At 52.8% G+C, this 21033-nt stretch carries 22 protein-coding genes; 12 read left to right on the forward strand and 10 right to left on the reverse strand.

The genetic code is table 11. The features are described 5' to 3' along the window. Positions 1 to 29: 29 nt before the first annotated feature. From MOMUL_RS02250 to rpmH, 10 genes are all read right to left on the reverse strand, one after another. Entirely contained in the window at positions 30 to 914 is an 885-nt protein-coding gene (locus MOMUL_RS02250) for a ParB/RepB/Spo0J family partition protein (protein ID WP_062280941.1), read from the reverse strand. After that, positions 907 to 1668 (reverse strand): ParA family protein, encoded by a 762-nt coding sequence (locus tag MOMUL_RS02255; RefSeq protein ID WP_054936876.1) that lies wholly within the window; start codon positions 1666 to 1668, stop codon positions 907 to 909. Before MOMUL_RS02255 ends, MOMUL_RS02250 begins: the two co-directional genes overlap by 8 nt. A 79-nt stretch (positions 1669 to 1747) precedes the next feature. Further along, the gene (gene rsmG, locus MOMUL_RS02260) at positions 1748 to 2470 is read right to left on the reverse strand and encodes a 16S rRNA (guanine(527)-N(7))-methyltransferase RsmG (RefSeq protein WP_153018193.1); all 723 of its coding nucleotides are present in this window, start codon (positions 2468 to 2470) and stop codon (positions 1748 to 1750) included. Continuing rightward, entirely contained in the window at positions 2460 to 4352 is a 1893-nt protein-coding gene (gene mnmG / locus MOMUL_RS02265; RefSeq protein WP_062281446.1) for a tRNA uridine-5-carboxymethylaminomethyl(34) synthesis enzyme MnmG, read from the reverse strand. The genes rsmG and mnmG overlap by 11 nt, the downstream gene beginning before the upstream one ends. 147 nt (positions 4353 to 4499) lie before the next feature. After that, positions 4500 to 5876: a tRNA uridine-5-carboxymethylaminomethyl(34) synthesis GTPase MnmE gene (gene mnmE, locus MOMUL_RS02270; protein ID WP_062280948.1), complete on the reverse strand. Its 1377-nt coding sequence runs from the start codon at positions 5874 to 5876 to the stop codon at positions 4500 to 4502. 94 nt (positions 5877 to 5970) lie between these two features. After that, positions 5971 to 6591, reverse strand: coding sequence for an RNA-binding cell elongation regulator Jag/EloR (gene jag, locus MOMUL_RS02275; RefSeq protein WP_062280951.1), 621 nt, complete (start codon positions 6589 to 6591; stop codon positions 5971 to 5973). Beyond that, the gene (locus MOMUL_RS02280) at positions 6588 to 7268 is read right to left on the reverse strand and encodes a YidC/Oxa1 family membrane protein insertase (RefSeq protein WP_062280954.1); all 681 of its coding nucleotides are present in this window, start codon (positions 7266 to 7268) and stop codon (positions 6588 to 6590) included. Before MOMUL_RS02280 ends, jag begins: the two co-directional genes overlap by 4 nt. Before the next feature lie 60 nt (positions 7269 to 7328). Then, a complete protein-coding gene (gene yidD / locus MOMUL_RS15520) occupies positions 7329 to 7541 on the reverse strand; it encodes a membrane protein insertion efficiency factor YidD (RefSeq protein ID WP_084785427.1) in 213 nt (70 codons plus the stop codon). Next, positions 7534 to 7902, reverse strand: coding sequence for a ribonuclease P protein component (gene rnpA, locus MOMUL_RS02285; RefSeq protein WP_064774283.1), 369 nt, complete (start codon positions 7900 to 7902; stop codon positions 7534 to 7536). The genes yidD and rnpA overlap by 8 nt, the downstream gene beginning before the upstream one ends. A gap of 33 nt (positions 7903 to 7935) precedes the next feature. After that, positions 7936 to 8070, reverse strand: a complete 135-nt coding sequence (rpmH, locus tag MOMUL_RS15525; protein WP_084785404.1) for a 50S ribosomal protein L34 — start codon at positions 8068 to 8070, stop codon at positions 7936 to 7938. 239 nt (positions 8071 to 8309) lie between these two features. Here rpmH and dnaA point away from each other — a divergent pair, with 239 nt between their 5' ends. The 12 genes from dnaA (at position 8310) to MOMUL_RS02345 (ending at position 20677) form a co-directional block, all read left to right on the forward strand. After that, the gene (dnaA, locus tag MOMUL_RS02290) at positions 8310 to 9638 is read left to right on the forward strand and encodes a chromosomal replication initiator protein DnaA (protein ID WP_062280960.1); all 1329 of its coding nucleotides are present in this window, start codon (positions 8310 to 8312) and stop codon (positions 9636 to 9638) included. A 113-nt stretch (positions 9639 to 9751) separates the two neighbouring features. Next, positions 9752 to 10903: a DNA polymerase III subunit beta gene (gene dnaN, locus MOMUL_RS02295; protein WP_062280962.1), complete on the forward strand. Its 1152-nt coding sequence runs from the start codon at positions 9752 to 9754 to the stop codon at positions 10901 to 10903. Between the two features lie 11 nt (positions 10904 to 10914). After that, complete coding sequence (locus MOMUL_RS02300) at positions 10915 to 11142, forward strand: RNA-binding S4 domain-containing protein (protein ID WP_062280965.1); 228 nt, start codon at positions 10915 to 10917, stop codon at positions 11140 to 11142. Next, positions 11105 to 12196 carry a DNA replication/repair protein RecF gene (gene recF / locus MOMUL_RS02305; protein WP_062280969.1) on the forward strand — a complete coding sequence of 364 codons (1092 nt, stop codon included), beginning with the start codon at positions 11105 to 11107 and terminating at the stop codon, positions 12194 to 12196. Before MOMUL_RS02300 ends, recF begins: the two co-directional genes overlap by 38 nt. Before the next feature lie 61 nt (positions 12197 to 12257). Continuing rightward, positions 12258 to 12515, forward strand: a complete 258-nt coding sequence (gene remB, locus MOMUL_RS02310) for an extracellular matrix regulator RemB (RefSeq protein ID WP_064774309.1) — start codon at positions 12258 to 12260, stop codon at positions 12513 to 12515. A 122-nt stretch (positions 12516 to 12637) separates the two neighbouring features. Then, complete coding sequence (gyrB, locus tag MOMUL_RS02315) at positions 12638 to 14542, forward strand: DNA topoisomerase (ATP-hydrolyzing) subunit B (protein WP_062281449.1); 1905 nt, start codon at positions 12638 to 12640, stop codon at positions 14540 to 14542. Between the two features lie 105 nt (positions 14543 to 14647). Continuing rightward, complete coding sequence (gyrA, locus tag MOMUL_RS02320) at positions 14648 to 17068, forward strand: DNA gyrase subunit A (RefSeq protein WP_084785406.1); 2421 nt, start codon at positions 14648 to 14650, stop codon at positions 17066 to 17068. Positions 17069 to 17190: 122 nt separating this feature from the next. Continuing rightward, entirely contained in the window at positions 17191 to 18081 is an 891-nt protein-coding gene (gene pdxS, locus MOMUL_RS02325) for a pyridoxal 5'-phosphate synthase lyase subunit PdxS (RefSeq protein WP_062280975.1), read from the forward strand. 18 nt (positions 18082 to 18099) lie between these two features. Then, positions 18100 to 18666: a pyridoxal 5'-phosphate synthase glutaminase subunit PdxT gene (pdxT, locus tag MOMUL_RS02330; RefSeq protein WP_062280977.1), complete on the forward strand. Its 567-nt coding sequence runs from the start codon at positions 18100 to 18102 to the stop codon at positions 18664 to 18666. A gap of 128 nt (positions 18667 to 18794) precedes the next feature. Beyond that, complete coding sequence (locus tag MOMUL_RS02335) at positions 18795 to 19862, forward strand: glycoside hydrolase family 15 protein (RefSeq protein WP_062280979.1); 1068 nt, start codon at positions 18795 to 18797, stop codon at positions 19860 to 19862. A 93-nt stretch (positions 19863 to 19955) separates the two neighbouring features. Beyond that, complete coding sequence (locus tag MOMUL_RS02340; protein ID WP_062280981.1) at positions 19956 to 20261, forward strand: AbrB/MazE/SpoVT family DNA-binding domain-containing protein; 306 nt, start codon at positions 19956 to 19958, stop codon at positions 20259 to 20261. Continuing rightward, positions 20261 to 20677, forward strand: a complete 417-nt coding sequence (locus MOMUL_RS02345; RefSeq protein ID WP_064774310.1) for a PIN domain-containing protein — start codon at positions 20261 to 20263, stop codon at positions 20675 to 20677. The genes MOMUL_RS02340 and MOMUL_RS02345 overlap by 1 nt, the downstream gene beginning before the upstream one ends. The last annotated feature ends 356 nt before the right edge of the window (positions 20678 to 21033 follow it).

Below are 21033 nucleotides of genomic sequence, written 5' to 3' on the forward strand. Positions count from 1 at the left end.
CGAGGGCTAACTTTAATTTGGAGCGAACTTTAAAATGTTTCACGTGAAACATTTTCCCTGGTTAATACGGTTATAATCCTTTCTAAATCCTCGGCACCAAAATAATAGATTTCTATTTTACCTTTATTTTTCCCGCAAGTCAGCTTAACCTTTGTGCTTAAAATGTGCTGTAGTCTATCTTCTAGTTGCTTGACTTCTAAATTAACTTTTTCGTTCTTGGTTTCCTTTTTTGGGGGGTGATCAATCGTGGCCAGCATCTTTTTAGCAATTAATTCTGTCTCCCTTACCGCCAGCCCTTCTTCTTTAACTTTTCTTGCCAGCATTAACTGCTGTTCTCTATCCTTCAAGCTCAGGATTATTCTGGCATGGCCAGGGGATATTTCATTCTTGCGGAGCATTTCCTGGATTTCCTCCGGTAACTGCAACAGGCGCAGGGCATTGGCGATTACCGGCCGGCTTTTACCTACGCGGTGGGCGATTTCTTCCTGGGTAAGATTGTGTTTGTTTATTAGCGCCTGGTAAGCTTCAGCTTCCTCGAGGGGATTGAGATCTTCCCGTTGCAGGTTCTCTATCAAGGCTATTTCAGCCGTTTCCCTGGCATCCAGTTCCTTGATGATGGCTGGTATTTCCTTTAATCCGGCCAATTTGGAGGCGCGCCAGCGGCGTTCGCCGGCAATCAGTTCGTACCTGTCATCGCCAACGGGTTTAATCACTATCGGCTGGATAACGCCGTGGCTTTTGATTGACCGGGCCAATTCCTCTAATTTCCCGGCATCGAAATCTCGCCTTGGCTGGTGCCGCCCGGCTACAATCCGGTCAATTGCTACGCTGGTTACTTCCCCGGCTATAACTTCTTTTTCGTCATTTGGTGGCAATAAAGCTCCCAGGCCCCGGCCCAGCCCCCTTTTAACCATTGTTCATCACCTCCCTTGCCAGTTCTTGATATGCCTCGGCTCCACGGGAACGAGGGTCATAAAGGCTGATTGGCTGTCCATAGCTTGGCGCTTCGCTCAACCTCACATTACGCGGGATAATGCTTTTAAATACTTTTTCAGGGAAGTGATTTTTCACTTCATCAACTACCTGCATGGATAAATTGGTCCGCGGGTCATACATTGTTAAGACAACCCCTTCTACTTTCAAGCGAGGGTTCAAGTGACGCGTAACCAGCTGGATGGTGTTCATCAGCTGGCCCAAACCTTCTAGGGCATAATATTCACACTGGATGGGTATTAAGACGCCGTCGGCTGCCGTCAGGGCATTGATGGTGAGCAAACCCAGGGAGGGCGGACAATCGATTATTATGTAGTCATAGTTATCTTTGACTTCTTTCAGGGCTTTCTTTAATTTCTGCTCCCTGGCAATGGCAGTCACCAGTTCAACTTCAGCGCCTGCCAGTTCAATGGTCGCCGGCGCCAGGTCTAGAAGGGGCACTCCTGTGGCGATAATTACACCGGCTATGGGTACGCCGTTAATAATGACATCATAGATACAGTGCTCGATGCGCAGGCGATCAATGCCTAGACCGCTGGTGGCGTTACCCTGGGGATCAATATCTACCAGGAGTACTTGCTTTCCCGCCTGGGCTAAAAAGGCACTCAAATTGACGGCAGTGGTGGTTTTACCAACCCCTCCCTTTTGATTGGCAATGGCCATAACCTTGCCCATGGGATTGACCTCTCCCTTGACTTTTTTTCTTTATTTCGGCATGCTTGTTCGTGTTCCTGCCGGCCTTGATTATTTTCCCTCACTTTAGCGGCCGTTTGGCTGGTACTCCCACCCGGCGCGGGTAAGCTGGCGGTGTAGTCTTTTCCTTTTTGATTATAACAAAAATGCGCTTTTCTTCTCCCTCTGGAAGTTGATGCTGCCATATTTTTGTCTCACCACCTCCCAAAAGGTTTATTGCCTTTTCAGCTGCTACTAATTCCTGCTCTCCTGCCGGCCCCTTATAGGCTACCATAAAACCTTCTACCTGTACCAGGGGCAGGCAGTATTCCGCCAGGGTATTTAAAGGCGCTACAGCCCGGGCTACGGCCAGGTTATATTTTTCCCGGTAATTTTTGTTTTGACCTACCTCCTCGGCCCGGCCCCACAAGCAATCAACCCCGTCTAACCCCATCCTGGCAACTACCTTTTCCAGGAATTTAACCTTTTTTTGCTGGGCTTCCAGCAGTGTAAGCTGTATGTCCGGCCGGCATATTTTAAGGATAAAGCCCGGTATCCCTGCGCCGGTACCTACATCGATAACCCTGGCACCTGCCGGGATTGCCAGGGCACAAAAAATGAGGAGGGAATCCAGGACGTGTTTCCGCCAGATTTCCCCCTCCTCAACAATGGCCGTTAAGTTTATTTGCTTATTAGCCTCTAAAAGGAGATTGATATATTCGTTTATGGCAGTAATTTGTTCTACCGTTATATCCAGGCCGGCGTTCCGGATCAAGCTGGTAATTATGCTGTTATTAACCGGCACAGGCATTGACCCCTTCCCGCCTTTTTTGTTCTAGATAGACCAGCAGGATACTGATATCTGCCGGGGTGACACCTGGTATGCGCAGGGCCTGCCCCAGGGAACGTGGTCTTACCCTTTCCAGGTGATCGATGCTCTCCCGGGATAAGCCACGGATTTCCCGGTAATTGAGATTTTCGGGTAAACGCCTTCCTTCCAGTTTCAACATCCGCTCTACCTGGGCTTTTTCCTTGGCAATATAGCCTTCGTATTTGAGGATCATTTCTATTTCCCCGGCAATATCGGCCGTTAGCGGTGGTACCAGGCCAGCTTCTACCATATCCTGGTATTTTAATCCCGGTCTTTTCAGGAGATCGGCCAGGCTGGCCGTTCCCTTCAGGGGCGTCTCCTGGTGGCGTTGCAGTATCTCCTGTACGGCCTCATTGTTACTGCCTACATGCTGCTTTTGCAGCATCTCTATTCCTTCTTTGATGGCTTTTTCTTTGGCCTGCAACTTCTTGTAGCGCTCCTCATCCAGGAGCCCTATTTCATAACCAATGGCCGCCAGGCGCAGGTCGGCGTTATCTTCCCGCAGGAGCAAGCGGTGTTCAGCCCTGGCCGTCAGCATGCGGTAGGGCTCGGTGACACCCCTGGTGACCAGGTCATCAATAAGGACGCCGATATAGGCCTGGTCGCGCCTTAAAATAATTGGTTCCTTGCCCTGGACCAGGCGGGCGGCGTTGATACCCGCTATTAACCCCTGGGCCGCTGCTTCTTCGTAACCAGAGGTACCGTTGATCTGCCCGGCCGTGAATAAACCACCAATGGTTTTGCATTCCAGCGTTGCCTTGAGCTGGGTCGGTTCCAGGTAATCATATTCAATGGCATAACCAGGACGCATCATTTCCGCCTTTTCCAGGCCAGGGATACTGTGCAGGACAGCCAGCTGGACGTCTTCCGGCAGGCTGGTGGACAAACCCTGGACGTACCATTCTTCCGTACTTAAGCCTTCCGGTTCCAGGAAAACCTGGTGCCCGGGCTTATCGGCAAAGCGGACCACTTTGTCTTCTATTGACGGGCAGTACCGCGGTCCCTTACCTTCAATCATGCCGCTGAAGAGGGGCGCCCGGTCCAGGTTATCCCTGATAATCCGGTGGGTTGTCTCATTGGTATGGGTAAGCCAGCAGGAAACATTGGGCCGGTGGCTGTTGTCCTCCCAGAAGGAGAAATTTAATGGCTCGTTGTCCCCGGGCTGTTCAATTAATTTCTCCCAGTTAATGGAACGGCCGCTTATCCTAGGCGGCGTACCGGTCTTAAAGCGGCCCATGGCAAGACCCAGGTCCTTTAAGCTAGCCGCCAGATCAATGGCCGGGAACTGGCCGTTGGGCCCGCCGGAATAGGCAACATCGCCAATGATAATCCGGCCCCTAAGATAAGTTCCGGTAGTTAAAACAACAGCCCGGCAGTTAAAGAAAGCTCCCGTTCTGGTCAGGACACCCTTTACCCGGCCATTTTCCACCACCAGCCGGGTAACCTCACCCTGCTTGACCTCGAGATTCTCCTGCCGTTCCAGGGTAAGGGTCATGAGCTGCTGGTAAAGCTTTTTATCGGCCTGGGCCCGCAAAGCCCTGACTGCCGGCCCTTTGCCGCCGTTGAGGCGCCTGATCTGGATGCGACTGCGGTCGGTATTTAAGCCCATGGCGCCGCCCAGGGCGTCAATCTCCCGTACCAGGTGCCCCTTGGCCGGCCCACCCACAGAAGGGTTGCAGGGCATCATGGCAATACTCTCCAGGCTGATGGTCAGCACTAGGGTACGACAGCCGAGCTTGGCTGCCGCCAGGGCGGCTTCACTGCCAGCATGACCGGCGCCAATGACAATGACATCGTAATTCCCGGCGTTGTACATTTTGTTCACCTTCTTTCTGCTTAACTTTCTAACCTGAAAATAACTTTGCTCCAGGCTGGCATTGTTTTTGCTCGCTCCAAACAAATGCCAGCCCGTTATTTTCATCCTTCTGCTGGTGCCGTGTTAGCGGTATCAGGGTCTTGTCATCTATTTACCAATACAGAAGTCGCTAAAGATCCGGTCCAGGAGATCCTCCCGGGCGGTAGCTCCGGTGATTTCGCCAAGGAAATCGCGGGCCGCCCAGAGGTCAACGGCGATTAGATCGCCGGGCATACCCTCTTCCCAGGCGGTTATGGCCGCGTTCAGGTGTTCCAGGCATTTTTCCAGGGCGTCCCGGTGGCGGGCCCGGGTGAGGAGGGGATCTTCCCGCGTCCTTACTGCCTTCCCGCCAAGGACGATCTCCTTTACCCTTTGGGCCAGTTCATCCAGGCCCCTGCCTTCCCGGGCGGAAATGGCCACCCGGGGGTAAAGGCCGGCAAAGGACTCAAGCCCGTTTTTCTTTTCGCTTACCAGGTCAACTTTATTGCCTACGACAATCAGGGTTTTACCCGCCACTTCCTCCAGAATACGCTCATCTTCCGGTAAGATCCCGGTACTTAGATCAACGACCATTAGGACCAGGTCGGCTTCCTTTACTGCCTGCCTTGTCCGCGCCACACCGATACTCTCCAATGTGTCGGCAGTTTCCCGCAAGCCCGCTGTATCAATAAGCCGGCAGGCAAAACCACCCAGCAACAGAGTTTCTTCTATTGTATCCCTGGTGGTACCCGGGATCTGGCTGACAATAGCCCTTTCCTGGCGCAGCAGTGCATTTAACAGGCTCGACTTGCCCACATTGGGCCGGCCGACAATGGCAATTTTCAGGCCTTCATTAAGGAGCCGTCCTTCTTCCCATGTGCCCAGTAGTTTTTTTACCTCATCCCTGGCCTGGTGCAGTTTTCCCAGTTCACCGGCACTTGCCTCGCCAACCTCCTCGGGAAAATCCAGGCTGGCTTCAATGGCTGCCAGCACGCCTGTAAGAAGATCATTTATCCCCGTTATTTTTTGGGACAGTTTACCCTGCAGCTGGCCCACGGCAGCTACCAGTCCCTGGCTGCTCCTGGCCCGGATGACATCTAGCACTGCCTCAGCCTGGGCCAGGTCCAGGCGCCCGTTTAAAAAAGCGCGCCTGGTAAATTCTCCCGGCTCTGCCAGCCTGGCACCGTAGCGCAGAGCCAGCTGTAAAACCCTGGCTACTGCCAGGGGACCACCATGGCAGTTGATTTCTACTACGTCTTCGGCCGTATAGCTGTGGGGAGCCCGCATTATGCAGGCCAGGACCTCATCGACGGTTTCCCCCGTCGCGGGATCGATAATCATTCCCAGGCGCAGGGTATGGCTGCGGCTGGCAGCAAAATCCGGTCCCCGGCGGGGTTGAAATATTTTACTGGCTATGGCTACAGCTTCACTGCCGCTCAGGCGAACTATGCCGATGCCGCCTTCACCCGGCGGTGTGGCTACTGCGGCTATGGTGTCGGCCAGCATAGCCTGCCCTCCCCACATAATAAAACCCAGCAATACATAAGGTATCACTGGGCTACAAAAACATACCAGCTAATCATATTTTAGCGCAAAAATGTTAATGGCGCAAGGCAATAACAACCTTACGGTTTGGTTCCTGCCCTTCACTGAAGGTCAAGATCTCACTGTCGTTTTGTAAAGCAGTATGGATAACGCGCCTTTCCTGGGGGTTCATGGGTTCCAGGACGACCCTTTTCCCGGTTTCTTTAACCCGGGCCGACAAACGGCGGGCGAGATTGATTAAAGTTTGCTCCCGGCGCTTGCGGTAGCCCTCTACATCCAGGACGATCTTGACCTTGTTCTTTAATACCCGGTTTACGGCCAGGTTGCATAAATACTGCAGGGCATCCAGGTTATCGCCCCGCCGGCCAATTAAGATACCTAGGTCTTTGCCGTGAAAACTGACAAAATAGTACCCTTCCCGCTGCCGGATTTCAATGCCGGCTGCAACATGCATGGCTTTTAATACCCTGGTTAAAAAGTCGTTAATTACTTCTTCGGGGCTATCTGGCAGGACGACCTTTACCCGGGCCTGGCGCGAGCCCAGTAAACCTAAAAAACCCTTACTGCCTTCTTCTAAAATATAAATTTCTACCTCTTCCCTTTTGGCTCCCAAACTTTTCAGCGCTGCCTCAATGGCTTCCTCAACAGTCTTGCCGCTGGTTTCAATCTCCTTCATTTGGCGCTGATTTCCTCCTTCACCAGGTGCGGCTTCCGGCGTACAAACCACTGTTCTAAAATGCCCATTAAACTAAAGGTTACCCAGTAGAGTGATAGGCCGGCCGAAAAGCTCCGGCTCATCCAGCCAATTACCAGTGGCATGACTACAAGCATCGTCCTCTGGGTCTGGTCTTGATTGCCGCCGACCATACTTACCTTTTGCTGGAAAAAAGTACCCAGGGCAACTAAGATAGGTAAGATATAGGGATCCGGTTGCCCTAAATTGCTGACCCATAAAAAGTTGGCGTGGGACAGTTCCACGTAGGCCGGGTGGTGAACGGGATCAAAGAAGGTACGCAGGGCACTGAATAAAGCAAAAAGAATGGGCATTTGCACCAGTAAAGGTAAACAACCCCCCAGGGGATTGACGCCTTCCTTCTGGTACAGTTCCATCATGGCCTGCTGGGCCTTCTGCGGGTTGCCCTTATACTTCTTTTGCAATTCCTGGACCTTTGGTTGAATTTCTTGCATTCGTTTCATTGAGCGCAGTTGCCTGTAGGTTAAAGGGAAAAGGATTACCTTAACGAGAATGGTAAACAAAATTATAGCCAGGCCATAATTGGGTATACCCATCATCCTGGTAATATTATATAAAAATTGTATTGATTGTGACAGGAAATCAACTAATATATTCAACTAGCACCCTGCCTTCTTCCCCACTTTAAGGAAAAGGCAGCCTTCACCTCCATTCTGGCTTTAACGAACCGGGTCATAACCTCCAGGATGCCACGGGTGACAGCGCCCTAATCTTTTTACTGCCAGGATACTTCCCCTGAACACTCCATATCTGCTTATCGCTTCCAGAGCATACTGGGAACAAGTGGGATAGAAACGGCAATTTTTTCCCAGGATAGGGGAAATAAATAACTGGTATAAACGAATAAATAAGATAATACTTCTTTTAATCACCCTGGTCACTGCTTTCCTCTTTAACCAAAATTTTCCCCCAGCGCCCTAAATTTAATACTTCTTGCTCCAGTTCATTAAAATTACTTTGCACGGCACTCTCCCTGGCTACCAGCACCACATCCAAACCCGGCTGGAAAGAAGTTATATGTTTACGACAGATTTCCCGCAGGCGGCGTTTTAATAAATTACGCTTTACAGCTTTGCCCACTTTTTTGGAAATGGAAAAACCAAAACGGGTAAGGCAATAGTTATTGGGCAGATAATATAGTTTTAACATCTTGCCGCTTACCTTGCGGCCCTGGCGGTAAACCCGGCGGAAATCCCTTGCTTTGACAATACGCCGCCCTGCAGTTAACAACATCCTGCCCCCATGGAAAAAGGGATAGGGCCTGTCTTAAGCAGACAGGCGTTTACGACCTTTACGGCGCCGCCGCTTGATGACTTCCTGCCCGGCTCGAGTGCGCATCCGCTTTAAAAAACCATGAACCCTCTGATGGCGTCTATTTTTGGGTTGATAAGTCCTTTTCAAACTTACTTTTCCCTCCTACCAAAAGTTATCCTTTATCTTTTTCCAGCCGTATCATTCAAATTATAGCTGAGTCTTTTTCCATCTGTCAAGGAAAAGGAATTTTTGTTACCTGTTGATAGTTATCCCCAAAGCTGGTAAGATAAAAATGCGTGATTTCCCTTTATCCCTCTCATTTATCCCCGATATTCATTTTATAGACATCTAATTTTATTAACATCTTCCCCAGGGAGGTCTCCTTTTTGTCACCAAATCAACTTGATCTAGCCTGGCAACAGGTTTTATCTATCTTAGAAAAACAAATTAGTTTCTCCGCCCTGGAAGCATGGTTTTTTGATACCCGGCCGGTAACCATGCAAGGTAACACTCTGGTCCTGGCCGCAGCCAACGAATTTGCCCGCGATTACATCCAGAGCCGTTATTATCCTTTGGTCCAGGAAGCCCTGCAAAAAGTCCTGGGCCGGGAGCCAATTAATATCCAGGTTATTTGCTTTTCTCCGGCCGGGGACCTGGCCACAGCAACCCCTGAAGCAGCAGACGACGACCTGCCCCGGCTTAACCCAAGGTACACTTTTGATACCTTTGTGGTGGGCAACAGCAACCGCTTCGCCCATGCTGCCTGCCTGGCAGTAGCCGAAACGCCGGCCAATTCTTATAATCCTTTATTTATTTATGGTGGTGTTGGGCTGGGGAAAACCCACCTCATGCAGGCTATCGGCCATCACGTCCGCCAGCACTTACCTAATTTCCGGGTCCTTTACATTTCCTCGGAAAGGTTTACCAACGACCTGATTAACGCTATCCGCGATGAGCAGACGGAAGAATTCCGGGCTAAATACCGTAACATTGATGTCCTCCTTATTGATGATATCCAGTTCCTGGCAAAAAAAGAAAGCACCCAGGTAGAATTTTTCCATACCTTCAACCACCTGTATGAAGCCAACAAACAGATAGTAATCTCCAGTGACCGTCCGCCTAAAGAAATACCCACTTTAGAAGACCGCTTACGTTCGCGTTTTGAATGGGGGCTCATTACCGATATCCAGCCGCCCGACCTGGAAACCAGGATGGCTATCTTACGTAAGAAAGCAGCTGCCGAAAATATTATTCTCCCTGACGAAGTTATGTTTTTTATGGCCCAAAAAATAGATTCTAACATCCGTGAACTGGAAGGAGCTTTAATCAGGGTAGCAGCCTATGCCGCCTTTACTAAAGAAGAAGTTACCATCGAGCTGGCGGAAAAAGTTCTCAAGGATGCCTTAAACCTGGCCAGGCCGAAGCCAATTACCATCAACCTGATCCAGGAAGTGGTGGCTCGCTATTTCAACTTGAAGCCTGAAGATTTAAAGGCTAAAAAGCGGAACCGTTCGGTAGCCTTTCCCCGGCAAATAGCCATGTACCTGGCCAGGGAGATGATCGATGCCTCTTTACCCCAGATTGGTGAGGCCTTTGGCGGCAGGGATCATACAACTGTCCTTCACGCCTACAACAAGATACGCGATGATTTAATAAGCGATCCTTCCCTGCCCCAGATGATATCCCAGCTTATGCAGGAAATTAGAAACCAGTAATCCACAAATCTCGAATCCCGTCCTGGCTGCATTTACGGCTGCTATTAACATATCCACAGGCCCTACTACTACTATTCATCTTTATGATATGATGATGATGGAGGAACCATGTTATGCATATTTCCTGTTCACAACCCCAGCTTTTACAGGCCGTCCAAAAGGTTTACCGGGCCGTAGCCACCACCACTACTCTTCCAGCCCTTACAGGTATTTTATTCCAGGCACAAGATAATATGCTAACTTTACAGGGAACCGATCTCGATCTAGGCATTATTTACAGTTTCCCTGTGGAAGTACTAACTCCTGGCGATCTACTCCTGCCGGCGCGCATTTTTTCAGAAATGGTGCGGCGTTTACCCCCGACTAACCTCTCTTTACAGGCCCTGCCGGATAATACCGTTGAAATAACCTACATGCAGTCCAGGGTCCAGTTAAACAGCTTCGATCCCAACCAGTTTCCTTCCCTGCCAGACCTGGAAGGCAATATATCCCTGGAGGTAGATATAAACACTATTAAAGATGCCGTCCGCAAAGTAACTATAGCTACCAGCAGTGACGATTTACGGAGTATTTTTAGCGGGATACTACTGGAAATAGAACCTGGTGGAAATCAATTTAACCTGGTAGCTACCGATACCCACCGGCTGGCCGTCTACCATGGCCGGCTGGCGGGATTTACCAGCCAGGAGCCCGTAAACGCCCTTATTAGCAGCCGTTCTTTGAATGAACTAGCCCGCCTGCTGCCCAGTGAAGAAGGCCAGGTGCAAATAAGCATTGGTTCCAGCCAGATTTTTGCCAGCTATGAAAACTTAAGACTATATGCCCGGCTTCTTGATGGAAAATTCCCCCATTATCGCCAGGTTATTCCCCAATCCCATATTACCACAGTAAAGGTGGCTACCAGGGAGATACTGGAAACAACAGAACGGGCTACCTTGCTGGCCCGGGATGAAATAAAATCCCGTTCTCATATTATCTTCCTGCAGGTAGGTGAAACTTTAAAGATTACCAGCGACGCTGCCGAAGTTGGCCACCTGGAGGAAGAACTGGCGGCGCAGGTTGAAGGTGAGCCTTTAACCCTGGCCCTGAACGGCCGTTATTTACTGGAAACGTTACGTATAATAGACACGGAAGAGGTTATCCTGGAGATGCTGGCACCTTTAAAACCAGTAGTTGTGAAACCGGCAGGCGAGGATAATTATTTTTGCCTCATCCTGCCGGTAAGGATTAATAACGCACCGGAAAGCAACCCGCCAGTTGTCTAAAGGGGTTAATTATGCCTAGCAAAAACGTACCTATTACCACTCCATCTATCCGGCTGGACCAGTTCTTAAAATGGGCCGGCATAGCAGCAACCGGCGGCCAGGCTAAGGAAATGATTGCCGGCGGCCTGGTACGGGTTAACGGTCAAACAGAGAAACGCCGCAGTCATCCTATAGGGCCTGGCGATGAGGTGGAAATTAAGGGTGACAGCTATAAGCTTACGGCAGCTCCAGTTGACTAATTTTCGCAGTTACCGCGAATTAACCTGGAACTGCCAGCCGGGCCTGAACATTATCCAGGGTCCCAACGCGGCCGGCAAGACCAATCTCCTGGAAGCTGTTGGCTATTTAAGCTTTGCCCGATCCTTGCGCCAGCAGCAAGACCAGCAAGTGGTAAGCTGGGGGGAAAACTCTTTCCAGGTAAAAGGCTTCTGCAATACCAGCCAGGAAAACCTGGAACTTGCTATTATTTACCAGCAAAATCATAAAGAGTTAACAATTAACGGCCGGCACCACCGCTTAGTTGATCTCCTGGGTATCTTGCCGGTTATCTATTTTGGACCCGATGACCTGCTCCTGCTTAAAGGTGCGCCTGTCTACCGGCGCCAGTTCCTGGACCGGGAGATAAGCATCCTTGACCGGCTCTATTGCCACAGCCTCCAGTCTTACCGTCGCCTCCTTTTACAGCGCAACCGTTTACTGCGGGAGATCAAGGCAGGCCGGGGAAAAGTTCAGGAGCTTGAACCATGGAATGTCCAGTTAGTATCTACCGGCTTGAACATTATCCAGAGAAGAGGGGCCTTTCTCCAGGCCCTGGAACCCCTGGCAGCAGCCATCTACCAGAGTATGGATGCCAGGGAACAGCTAACCCTTTCCTACCGGCCCATCGTCGGTGACGGTGAGGAATGGCTGGCAAAAATAACTGCGGGCCAGGAAAGGGAGATCCAGGCGGGCTTAAGTCTCTGGGGACCCCACCGGGACGATTTCTCCTTTTTTATCGGCGACCATGAAGCACGCTTCTTTGCTTCCCAGGGCCAGCAAAGGTCGGCCGTGCTGGCCCTCAAAATTGCTGAAGCCAGGATCTTTATGCAGGTCATGGGAAAGAGGCCTATTTTGCTACTTGATGATGTTTTCTCCGAGCTGGATAGCAAACGCCAGCAGGCCTTGCTGGAACTCCTGGCCACCGCCGGCCAGACATTTTTAACGACCACGGAATTGACCAGATTACCGGCGAGCCTCCTGGAGCAGGCCACCCTCTGGAAATTATCAGGGGAAAGAAGGTTAGTGGTAGGGTAGGGATATGTCCCTACCAGAAGATAATATTTTTTTAGCAGGACCTTATTCGGAGGTGGTTATTATGTACCTGCATATAGGTAACGAGATGGTTGTTCCCTGCAAAGAAATTATCGCCATCCTCAACTTGAGTACAACAAGCCGGGCCGGGGTTAACAGTGAATTTTTAAATACGGCCAACCTTAAAGTCAAAAAAGACCCCCGGGACGAGGGTTGCAAATCCTGCATTATTACCGATAAGGAGATATATTATTCGGGCATTTCTTCCGGTACCCTGATGAAGAGAGCCAGTTCTATCTTTAGCAACCTGGAAAAGGAATAAGGCTCTCCCTGCCTGTCTCAAGGGCCTCCTTTAGCAAGATAAGGTCCAGGCCGGGAGCCTGCTTGAGGAAGCCTTACTTTTGTGCTATATTGGTCAGGGAAAGTTTAACCTGGGAGGAAAAGATGGAACAGGTACACACGGAATATGATGCCAGTCAAATCCAGGTACTGGAGGGCCTGGAAGCTGTACGCCGGCGTCCCGGCATGTATATCGGCAACACCGGGGTCCGGGGCCTGCACCAGCTGGTCTTTGAACTCGTAGATAACAGCATTGACGAGGCCCTGGCCGGCTTTTGCGATCGCATTGAAGTAACCGTTCATCAGGACGGCAGCCTGACGGTTACCGACAACGGCCGGGGCATCCCGGTGGATATTCATGAGAAAACAGGCCTGCCGGCGGTGGAAGTGGCCCTGACCATGTTGCACGCCGGCGGCAAGTTCGGCGGCAATGGCTACAAGGTGGCCGGCGGCCTTCACGGTGTGGGCCTTTCGGTGGTCAATGCCTTGTCAGAGTGGCTGGAGGTCAAGGTAAAACGTGATGGTAAAATATACCAGCAGGAGTATCGCCGGGGCAAGAAAGTATCGGATTTAAAGGTCGTTGGCAAAGCCAAGGGCACGGGTACCAGCGTAACCTTTTTCCCGGACAGGGAGATATTTGAAGATATAGTTTTCCAGGATGAAATAATCGGCCGGCGCTTGCAGGAACTGTCCTTCTTAAACCGTGGCGTCAAAATAATCTTTCGCGATGAAAGAAACGACACAGAAACCACCTATTATCATACCGGCGGGTTGATTGACTTCGTCCGCCATTTAAATAAAAACAAGTCAGTCCTCTTCAACAAGCCCCTCTACTTCAGCGGTGAAAAAGATGACGTGCAGGTTGAAATAGCCCTGCAATATAACGACGGTTATAACGAGCTCATCCTGTCTTATGCTAATAATATCAATACCACCGAAGGCGGCAGCCACGAAATCGGTTTTAAAACAGCCCTGACCAGGGTGCTCAATGATTATGCCCGTAAATTTAACATCCTGAAGGAAAATGACAGCAACCTGGCCGGAGAAGATATCCGGGAAGGCCTGACGGCTGTCATCAGCGTCAAGGTGCTCGAACCGCAGTTTGAAGGCCAGACCAAGACCAGGCTGGGCAACACGGAAGTGCGGGGCATTGTCGACGCCCTGGTGGCAGAGCATTTAAGCGCCTACCTGGAAGAAAACCCCACCATTGCCCGGCGGATTGTCGATAAAGCTTTGAATGCCTTCCGGGCCCGGGAGGCGGCCCGCAAGGCGCGGGAGCTGACCCGGCGCAAGAATGCCCTGGAGATAACTTCCCTGCCCGGCAAGCTGGCCGACTGCACCCACAAGGACCCCGCCGTGGCCGAGCTTTTTCTGGTGGAGGGTGATTCCGCCGGCGGTTCGGCCAAGCAGGGCCGCGACCGGCGTTTCCAGGCCATCCTGCCTTTGCGGGGTAAAATCTTAAACGTCGAGAAGGCGCGGCTGGACAAGATTTTAAATAACGAAGAGATCCGGACCATCATCACCGCCCTGGGAACAGGTATCGGCGATGATTTTAACATCAGCAAGGCCCGCTACCATAAGACTATCCTCATGGCCGATGCCGACGTGGATGGTTCCCATATCCGGACGCTGTTGCTTACCTTTTTTTACCGCTACATGCGGCCTTTAATCACCGAAGGTTATATCTATATCGCCCAGCCGCCCCTGTATAAAGTTTCCCGGGGCAAAGCAGAGCACTACCTGTATAACGACGCCGAACTGGAAAGGTTTTTACAGAACCATGCGGGTGAAAAATGGGAAGTGCAGCGCTATAAAGGCCTGGGCGAAATGAATGCCGACCAGCTCTGGGAAACAACCATGAACCCGGAAACCCGCACCCTGCTCCGGGTCAACCTGGAAGATGCCGCGGAAGCCGATGCCATCTTTAACATCCTCATGGGTGACCGGGTGGAGCCGCGGAGGGAATTTATCCAGCAGCACGCCCACGAAGTCAGAAACCTGGATATTTAGGGTGGAGGGGGTCTGACCCCCGTTTTTCTTTAGAGCTGTTTGGCGAAAGGACACTGTGAGGTTATAATTAGATAAAGAGTCACTGCGAAAGAAGGTGGAAAATACTTGGCCTTGAGAGAGGGCGGTAAGATTTTAGAAGTCAACCTGGAAGAGGAAATGAAGCGTTCCTACATTGACTATGCCATGAGCGTCATTGTGGGCCGCGCTTTACCTGATGTCCGCGATGGCTTGAAACCTGTCCACCGGCGGATCCTTTATGCCATGTACGAAGAGGGGCTAACGCCGGATAAGCCCCATAAAAAGTCGGCCGTCGTAGTGGGTACGGTGCTGGCCCGTTACCACCCCCACGGCGATGCTGCCGTCTATGAAACCATGGTCCGCCTGGCCCAGGATTTTGCCTGCCGCTATCCCCTGGTAGACGGCCACGGTAACTTCGGTTCCGTCGACGGCGACTCAGCAGCGGCCATGCGCTATACCGAAGCCCGGCTGGCGAAAATTGCCCTGGCCATGCTGGCCGATATTGATAAAGAGACCGTCGACTTCATCGATAACTATGACGGCAGCCTGAAGGAACCGGTGGTGCTCCCGGCGCGGATTCCCCAGCTTTTAGTCAACGGGTCGGCCGGGATTGCCGTGGGCATGGCCACCAACATCCCGCCCCATAACCTGGGGGAAGTCATCGATGCCCTGGTCTACCTGATTGACCACCCGGAGGCCGATCTCAAAGACCTTACCCGGTTTATCAAAGGACCGGACTTCCCTTCCGGAGGCCTGATTATCGGCCGGGAAGGAATTAGAAACGCTTACCGGACCGGGCGGGGCAGCATCAAGATCCGGGCTAAGGCCCAGGTGGAAACCCTGAGCAACGGCAAGAGCCAGATTGTGGTGACGGAAATCCCCTACCAGGTCAACAAGGCCCGCCTGGTGGAAACCATTGGCGAGCTGGTGCGGGAGAAAAAAATCGACGGCATTACTGATCTACGGGACGAGTCCGACCGGACGGGGATGCGCATAGTCATCGAGCTGCGCCGGGATGTCCAGCCCAGGGTTATTCTTAACCAGCTCTATAAGCACACCCAGCTGCAGGAGAATTTCGGGGTCATTATGCTGGCCCTGGTGGACGGCCGGCCGCGGATCCTCAATTTACGGGAAATGCTTACCCTCTACCTGGATCACCAGAAGGAGGTAATCACCCGCCGTACCCGCTACCTTCTGGCCCAGGCCGAAGCCCGGGCCCATATCGTGGCGGGCCTGCGCATTGCCATCCAGTTTCTCGATGAAGTAATCAAGATTATCCGCCAGTCGCCCAATGAACCCGAAGCCTGCCGGGGCCTGATGGAGCGTTTTGCTTTAAGCGACAGGCAGGCCAAAGCCATTGTCGACATGCGCCTGGGGCGCCTCACGGCCCTGGAAAGGGAAAAGCTAGAAGAAGAATGGGAGGAACTGCAAAAGCGCATTGCTTACCTGAAGGAAGTCCTGGGCAGCGAGGCCATGGTCTACGGCATTGTCAGGGAGGAACTCCTCGAGTATAAAAATAAATTTGCTGATCCCCGCCGGACGCAAATTGTCCTGGAAGAAGAAAACCTTGAGGTAGAAGACTTGATTGCCCGGGAAGATATCGTCGTCACCCTGACCCGCCGCGGCTATATCAAGCGCCAGCCGGTAGACGCCTACCGCAGCCAGAAGCGGGGCGGCCGCGGTATCCAGGCCATGGGTACCAGGGAAGAAGATTTTGTCCAGGATATCTTTGTTACTACCACCCATCACTACCTCCTTTTCTTTACCAATAAGGGGCGGGTCTTCCGCCTGCGGGGCCATGAAGTACCGGAGGCCGGCCGCCAGGCCCGGGGGACGCCGCTGGTCAATTTAATTTATCTCAACAAGGAAGAAACCATCACCGCCGTTATTCCCATCCGCGACCCGGGTGAAAATGCTTACCTCTTCATGGCTACCAGAAGGGGTACGGTCAAAAAGACCCCCCTGGCTGAATATCATACTTCCCGGCGGGACGGCCTCATTGCCATCAACCTGGAAGATGGCGATGAACTTATCGGTGTCCTGCGTACGGAAGGGGATAATGAAGTTATCCTGGTGACGCGCCAGGGCAAGGCCATTCGTTTTGCCGAAGATGAAGTCCGGCCCATGGGCCGGGCCGCCCACGGCGTAAAAGGCCTGGCCCTGGAAGACGGGGACGAGGTCATTGGCCTGGTCCGGGTTAAGGAAGAGGCCGAGCTGGTCGTTGTTTCTGAGAAGGGTTTTGGCAAGCGGACACCTTTGAGCGAGTACCGGGCCCAGAGCCGGGGCGGCAAGGGTATTATCACCATGAACGTTACTGAACGTACAGGTCCGGTGGCTGCGGTGGCCGTCGTTAGCCAGGATGATGAACTAATGTTGATCTCAGCCGACGGGATTCTCATCCGCCTTGGTGTGGAGGACATTTCCCGCCAGGGACGCAATACCCAGGGAGTTACCTTGATGCGCCTGGAACACAACGACCGCGTGGTAGCCATCGCGCGCGTACAGTAAGACTTAAATTTCATGGTAACGATCAGGTTATATTGAAAAGTTATTGCTTAAGAGGGTACCCTGTAGTAGAATGAAACTGTGCAGCCAGAACGGTCGAAGAGGGAACAATGGGGGGAACAAAAATGGCAGCAGCAGAAAAAGGAACCTGGACGGTAAAAAAGGGCCTGGCGGAGATGTTGAAAGGTGGCGTCATCATGGATGTCACCACCCCGGAACAGGCTAAAATTGCCGAAGAGGCAGGGGCCTGCGCCGTAATGGCCCTGGAACGGGTGCCGGCCGACATCCGCGCTGCCGGTGGCGTGGCCCGCATGGCCGACCCGACGGTTATCTTACGGATTATGGACGCCGTAACCATCCCGGTGATGGCCAAGGCTAGAATCGGCCATTTCGTAGAGGCGCAGATTTTAGAAGCCCTGGGCGTTGACTATATCGATGAAAGCGAAGTTCTCACCCCGGCCGATGAAGAGTTTCATATCAATAAACATGAATTCAAAGTGCCCTTTGTCTGTGGAGCCCGCAATCTCGGCGAGGCTTTAAGGCGCATCGGCGAGGGGGCGGCCATGATCCGCACCAAGGGCGAGCCCGGTACCGGCAATGTCGTGGAGGCCGTCCGTCATATGCGCCGGGTCATGAGCGAGATCCGGCGGGTGCAGAACCTGCCCGATGAGGAATTGATGACCTTTGCCAAAGAAATTCAGGCTCCTTATGAACTGGTCAAGCAGGTGAAGGAACTGGGGCGTTTGCCGGTGGTCAACTTTGCCGCCGGCGGTATTGCCACCCCGGCCGACGCCGCATTAATGATGCAGCTGGGCGCCGACGGTATCTTCGTCGGCTCCGGTATCTTTAAATCCAGTGACCCCATGAAACGGGCGCGGGCCATTGTGGCCGCCACCACCCACTTCCGGGAACCGGAAATCCTGGCCGAGGTATCTAAAGACCTGGGCGAAGCCATGCCCGGCTTGGAGATTGCCACCATCAGGCAGGAAGAACGCATGCAGGAACGCGGCTGGTAAGAGCGAGGCGAGTTAAAAATGAAAATTGGCGTACTGGCCATGCAGGGCGCCTTCCGGGAGCATATTGCCTCCCTGGCGGCCCTGGGCGTTGAGGGTGTAGAGATCCGGCGGGAAAGGCAGCTGGAAGGTATTGCCGGGCTCATCATCCCCGGCGGCGAGAGTACAACCATTGGCAAGTTGATGGTTGAATTCAATCTCCTGGAACCCATCCGGGAACTGGCGGCAGCAGGGATGCCGGTCTTCGGCACCTGCGCCGGGATGGTGCTCCTGGCCAGGGATATAATCGGTAGCGACCAGCCCCGGCTGGGACTGATGCACGTGAGTGTCCAGCGCAACGCCTATGGCCGCCAGGTGGACAGCTTTGAGGTTGACCTGGAAATCCCCGTCCTGGGGGAGGAGCCCTTCCATGCCGTCTTTATCCGCGCTCCTTACCTGGAGAGGGTAGAACCCCCGGCCGAATCCCTGGCCACCTTTATGGGTAAGACCGTCATGGCCCGCCAGGGGAACCTCCTGGCGACGGCCTTCCACCCGGAACTGACTAAAGATTTGCGAGTACACCGCTATTTCCTGGAGATGATAAAATAAGAGGGCTGGCGAAAGCCCTCTTTTCTGTCGCCTTGCATCTAGAAACCGCACAAATCACCTTTTTTCCACAGAAAGCCTGCAGGTGCTAAATCGTCACCAAACAGGAAACAACTACTTATGGAGGCTAAATGAAAACAATTCAACTTTATAACCGCAGCATAGATGTTTTAAAGGCTTACCAGGCACCTACGGGTGCCTTCCCGGCGGCTCCTGATTACGCGCCCTATAATTACGTCTGGCTGCGGGACGGGACCTTTATCGCCCGCGCCTTAGACCTGGTGGGAGAAAGGGAAGGAGCAGCGGCCTTTTACCGTTTTGCCTCCCGCACTATTGTCGCCCACGGGTTTAAAGTAGAAAGGGCTTTGGCGGCCGCAGCCTGTGGCCGGCCCATTGACGATGGCAGCTGCCTCCATACCCGCTATACCCTCAGCGGGGAAGAGGGCCGGGAGCCCTGGGGCAATTTCCAGCTGGACGGCTACGGCACCTTCCTCTGGGGCCTGGCCGCCCACCTGCAGGCCGGCGGCCCCTGGAAAGATATTTACCGCCGGGCCGTTGACCTGGTGGTGCGCTACCTCACCGGCCTCTGGCAGCACCCCTGCCTGGACTGCTGGGAGGAATACGGTGACTACCGCCACCCCTCCACCCTGGCGGCCATATATGGCGGCTTGAAAGCTATTTTACCCTGGCTGGGGGATCAACAGGGGGTCGTTACGGTACTGGAACAGCTGCCTGACCGGGCCAGGGACGAATTTGTCTGGGACGGCCACTGGGTCAAGTTTGCCGGGCAGGATGCCGTTGATGCCAACCTCCTCTGGCTGGGAGTACCCTTCGGCCTCTGCAGCCTGGACGATCCCGTTTTCACGGCGACGGTGGCCAGGATCGCAACCGAACTTTGTTCCGGTGGCGTCAAGCGTTATGCTGCCGATACCTACTACGGCGGCGGGCAGTGGCTGCTCCTCACCGCCTGGCTGGCCTGGTACTACCGCCTGAAGGGAAAAGAAGCTCCTGCGCGGGAACTCCTGGCCTGGGTGGAAGACCGGGCCGATAACAACGGCTTCCTGCCGGAGCAGGTGCCGGAAAACCTTACCTCCGAGGCCCACTACCACTACTGGCTGGAGCGCTGGGGGCCCATCGCCAACCCCCTCCTCTGGTCCCACGCCATGTATATCATTACTGTTAGGAGCATGGAAATTTAAAAAGCAGCCGCTAAGAGGTTGCTTTTGTAATAACTTTTCAACTGCTTGCAGAACTTACCTCAATCTGATATACTGATATTCGGAGGTGGGATCATGAACGCTGCTCTAACAGAAACCACAAAAGTAGGGAAGAGGGGCACCGTTGTAATCCCGGCAAGCCTGCGTCGTAGATACGGCTTGAAAGAAGGGGCGTTGATGATAGCCGAAGCATGCCCGGAAGGGATATTATTGCGCCCGGCGGTAGCCCTGCCCGTAGAAATTTATAGTCCTGAGCGGAAGGCCGAATTCCTTTTAAATAATTGCATAACACCTGAAGATTATGCCTGGGCCGTCGAGGAGGTACGCCGGCTGGGACTGGACCCGGCCAAAATCCCCCACGAAAGGTTAAAAGATAATTGATGGACCGGCTATTTTTGGATGCCAATGTATTATTTTCCGCCGCTTATGGCAGTCCTGCGCTAAACCAGTTATGGGAAAGGGAACGCCTTAATCGCTGCCGGCTTTTGGTCTCCAATTATGTAATCGAAGAAGCCCGGCGTAACCTTGAACAACAGGAGCATTTAATACGCCTGGAAAAACTGGTGGCGCAACTTAGAATCGTGCCCGAGGCCGACACCACCATTCCCTGTCCAATTAATCTTCCGCTGAAGGATCGTCCTGTGCTTGTAGCTGCGATCCAGGCCCGGGCAACCCATCTCATAACAGGGGATTTATGTCATTTTGCCCCTTATCGTGGTCAGGTTATTGCAGGTGTACGCATCTGTACCCCCCGTGATTACTTGAGTAGCCTGGCGGACGTCGCTACGCCCGGGTAACCCTCGCAGGTGCGGTCGAAGCAGGTGCCTGTAGCGATGGCTGCCCTGGCTTTCCCCAGCACTGTGATTTAAGGCATACTTTATGCTCCATATGTCCATAAAGCGGAGAGAAAGCGGTGAGAAAGCGGCGAAGGTCCAGGATACGGCGTTAAGTATAGTTTAACCTATATTGGCTTTGCGGGGGCCTCATAACTTTAATATTTTTGCGGATTACGAAAAAGACACGCCGGTGGCCGGGCCGGTAACCACCTGATTTTTTATCCCTTCTGCCGGCAACGAGAAAAGACGGCCCGGCCCCGGAAGGTTACGCAATTAGCCATCACCTCCGGCTCCCTGTTAGAATGGGGGCGAAAGGA

The sequence above is a fragment of the Moorella mulderi DSM 14980 genome, from assembly GCF_001594015.1.
In the GTDB taxonomy this organism is placed as follows: Bacteria; Bacillota; DSM-521; order Neomoorellales; family Neomoorellaceae; genus Neomoorella; species Neomoorella mulderi.

Excerpts from the sequence above, each read along its gene's own strand:
- MOMUL_RS02335 (WP_062280979.1), top strand. The coding sequence starts at position 18,795 with ATGAAAACAATTCAACTTTATAACCGCAGCATAGATGTTTTAAAGGCT.
- MOMUL_RS02250 (WP_062280941.1), bottom strand. The coding sequence starts at position 914 with ATGGTTAAAAGGGGGCTGGGCCGGGGCCTGGGAGCTTTATTGCCACCA.
- jag (WP_062280951.1), bottom strand. The coding sequence starts at position 6,591 with ATGAAGGAGATTGAAACCAGCGGCAAGACTGTTGAGGAAGCCATTGAG.
- MOMUL_RS02300 (WP_062280965.1), top strand. The coding sequence starts at position 10,915 with ATGCCTAGCAAAAACGTACCTATTACCACTCCATCTATCCGGCTGGAC.
- MOMUL_RS02340 (WP_062280981.1), top strand. The coding sequence starts at position 19,956 with ATGAACGCTGCTCTAACAGAAACCACAAAAGTAGGGAAGAGGGGCACC.
- gyrB (WP_062281449.1), top strand. The coding sequence starts at position 12,638 with ATGGAACAGGTACACACGGAATATGATGCCAGTCAAATCCAGGTACTG.
- mnmE (WP_062280948.1), bottom strand. The coding sequence starts at position 5,876 with ATGCTGGCCGACACCATAGCCGCAGTAGCCACACCGCCGGGTGAAGGC.
- MOMUL_RS02255 (WP_054936876.1), bottom strand. The coding sequence starts at position 1,668 with ATGGGCAAGGTTATGGCCATTGCCAATCAAAAGGGAGGGGTTGGTAAA.
- pdxS (WP_062280975.1), top strand. The coding sequence starts at position 17,191 with ATGGCAGCAGCAGAAAAAGGAACCTGGACGGTAAAAAAGGGCCTGGCG.
- rnpA (WP_064774283.1), bottom strand. The coding sequence starts at position 7,902 with ATGTTGTTAACTGCAGGGCGGCGTATTGTCAAAGCAAGGGATTTCCGC.
- remB (WP_064774309.1), top strand. The coding sequence starts at position 12,258 with ATGTACCTGCATATAGGTAACGAGATGGTTGTTCCCTGCAAAGAAATT.
- MOMUL_RS02345 (WP_064774310.1), top strand. The coding sequence starts at position 20,261 with ATGGACCGGCTATTTTTGGATGCCAATGTATTATTTTCCGCCGCTTAT.
- pdxT (WP_062280977.1), top strand. The coding sequence starts at position 18,100 with ATGAAAATTGGCGTACTGGCCATGCAGGGCGCCTTCCGGGAGCATATT.
- dnaN (WP_062280962.1), top strand. The coding sequence starts at position 9,752 with ATGCATATTTCCTGTTCACAACCCCAGCTTTTACAGGCCGTCCAAAAG.
- mnmG (WP_062281446.1), bottom strand. The coding sequence starts at position 4,352 with ATGTACAACGCCGGGAATTACGATGTCATTGTCATTGGCGCCGGTCAT.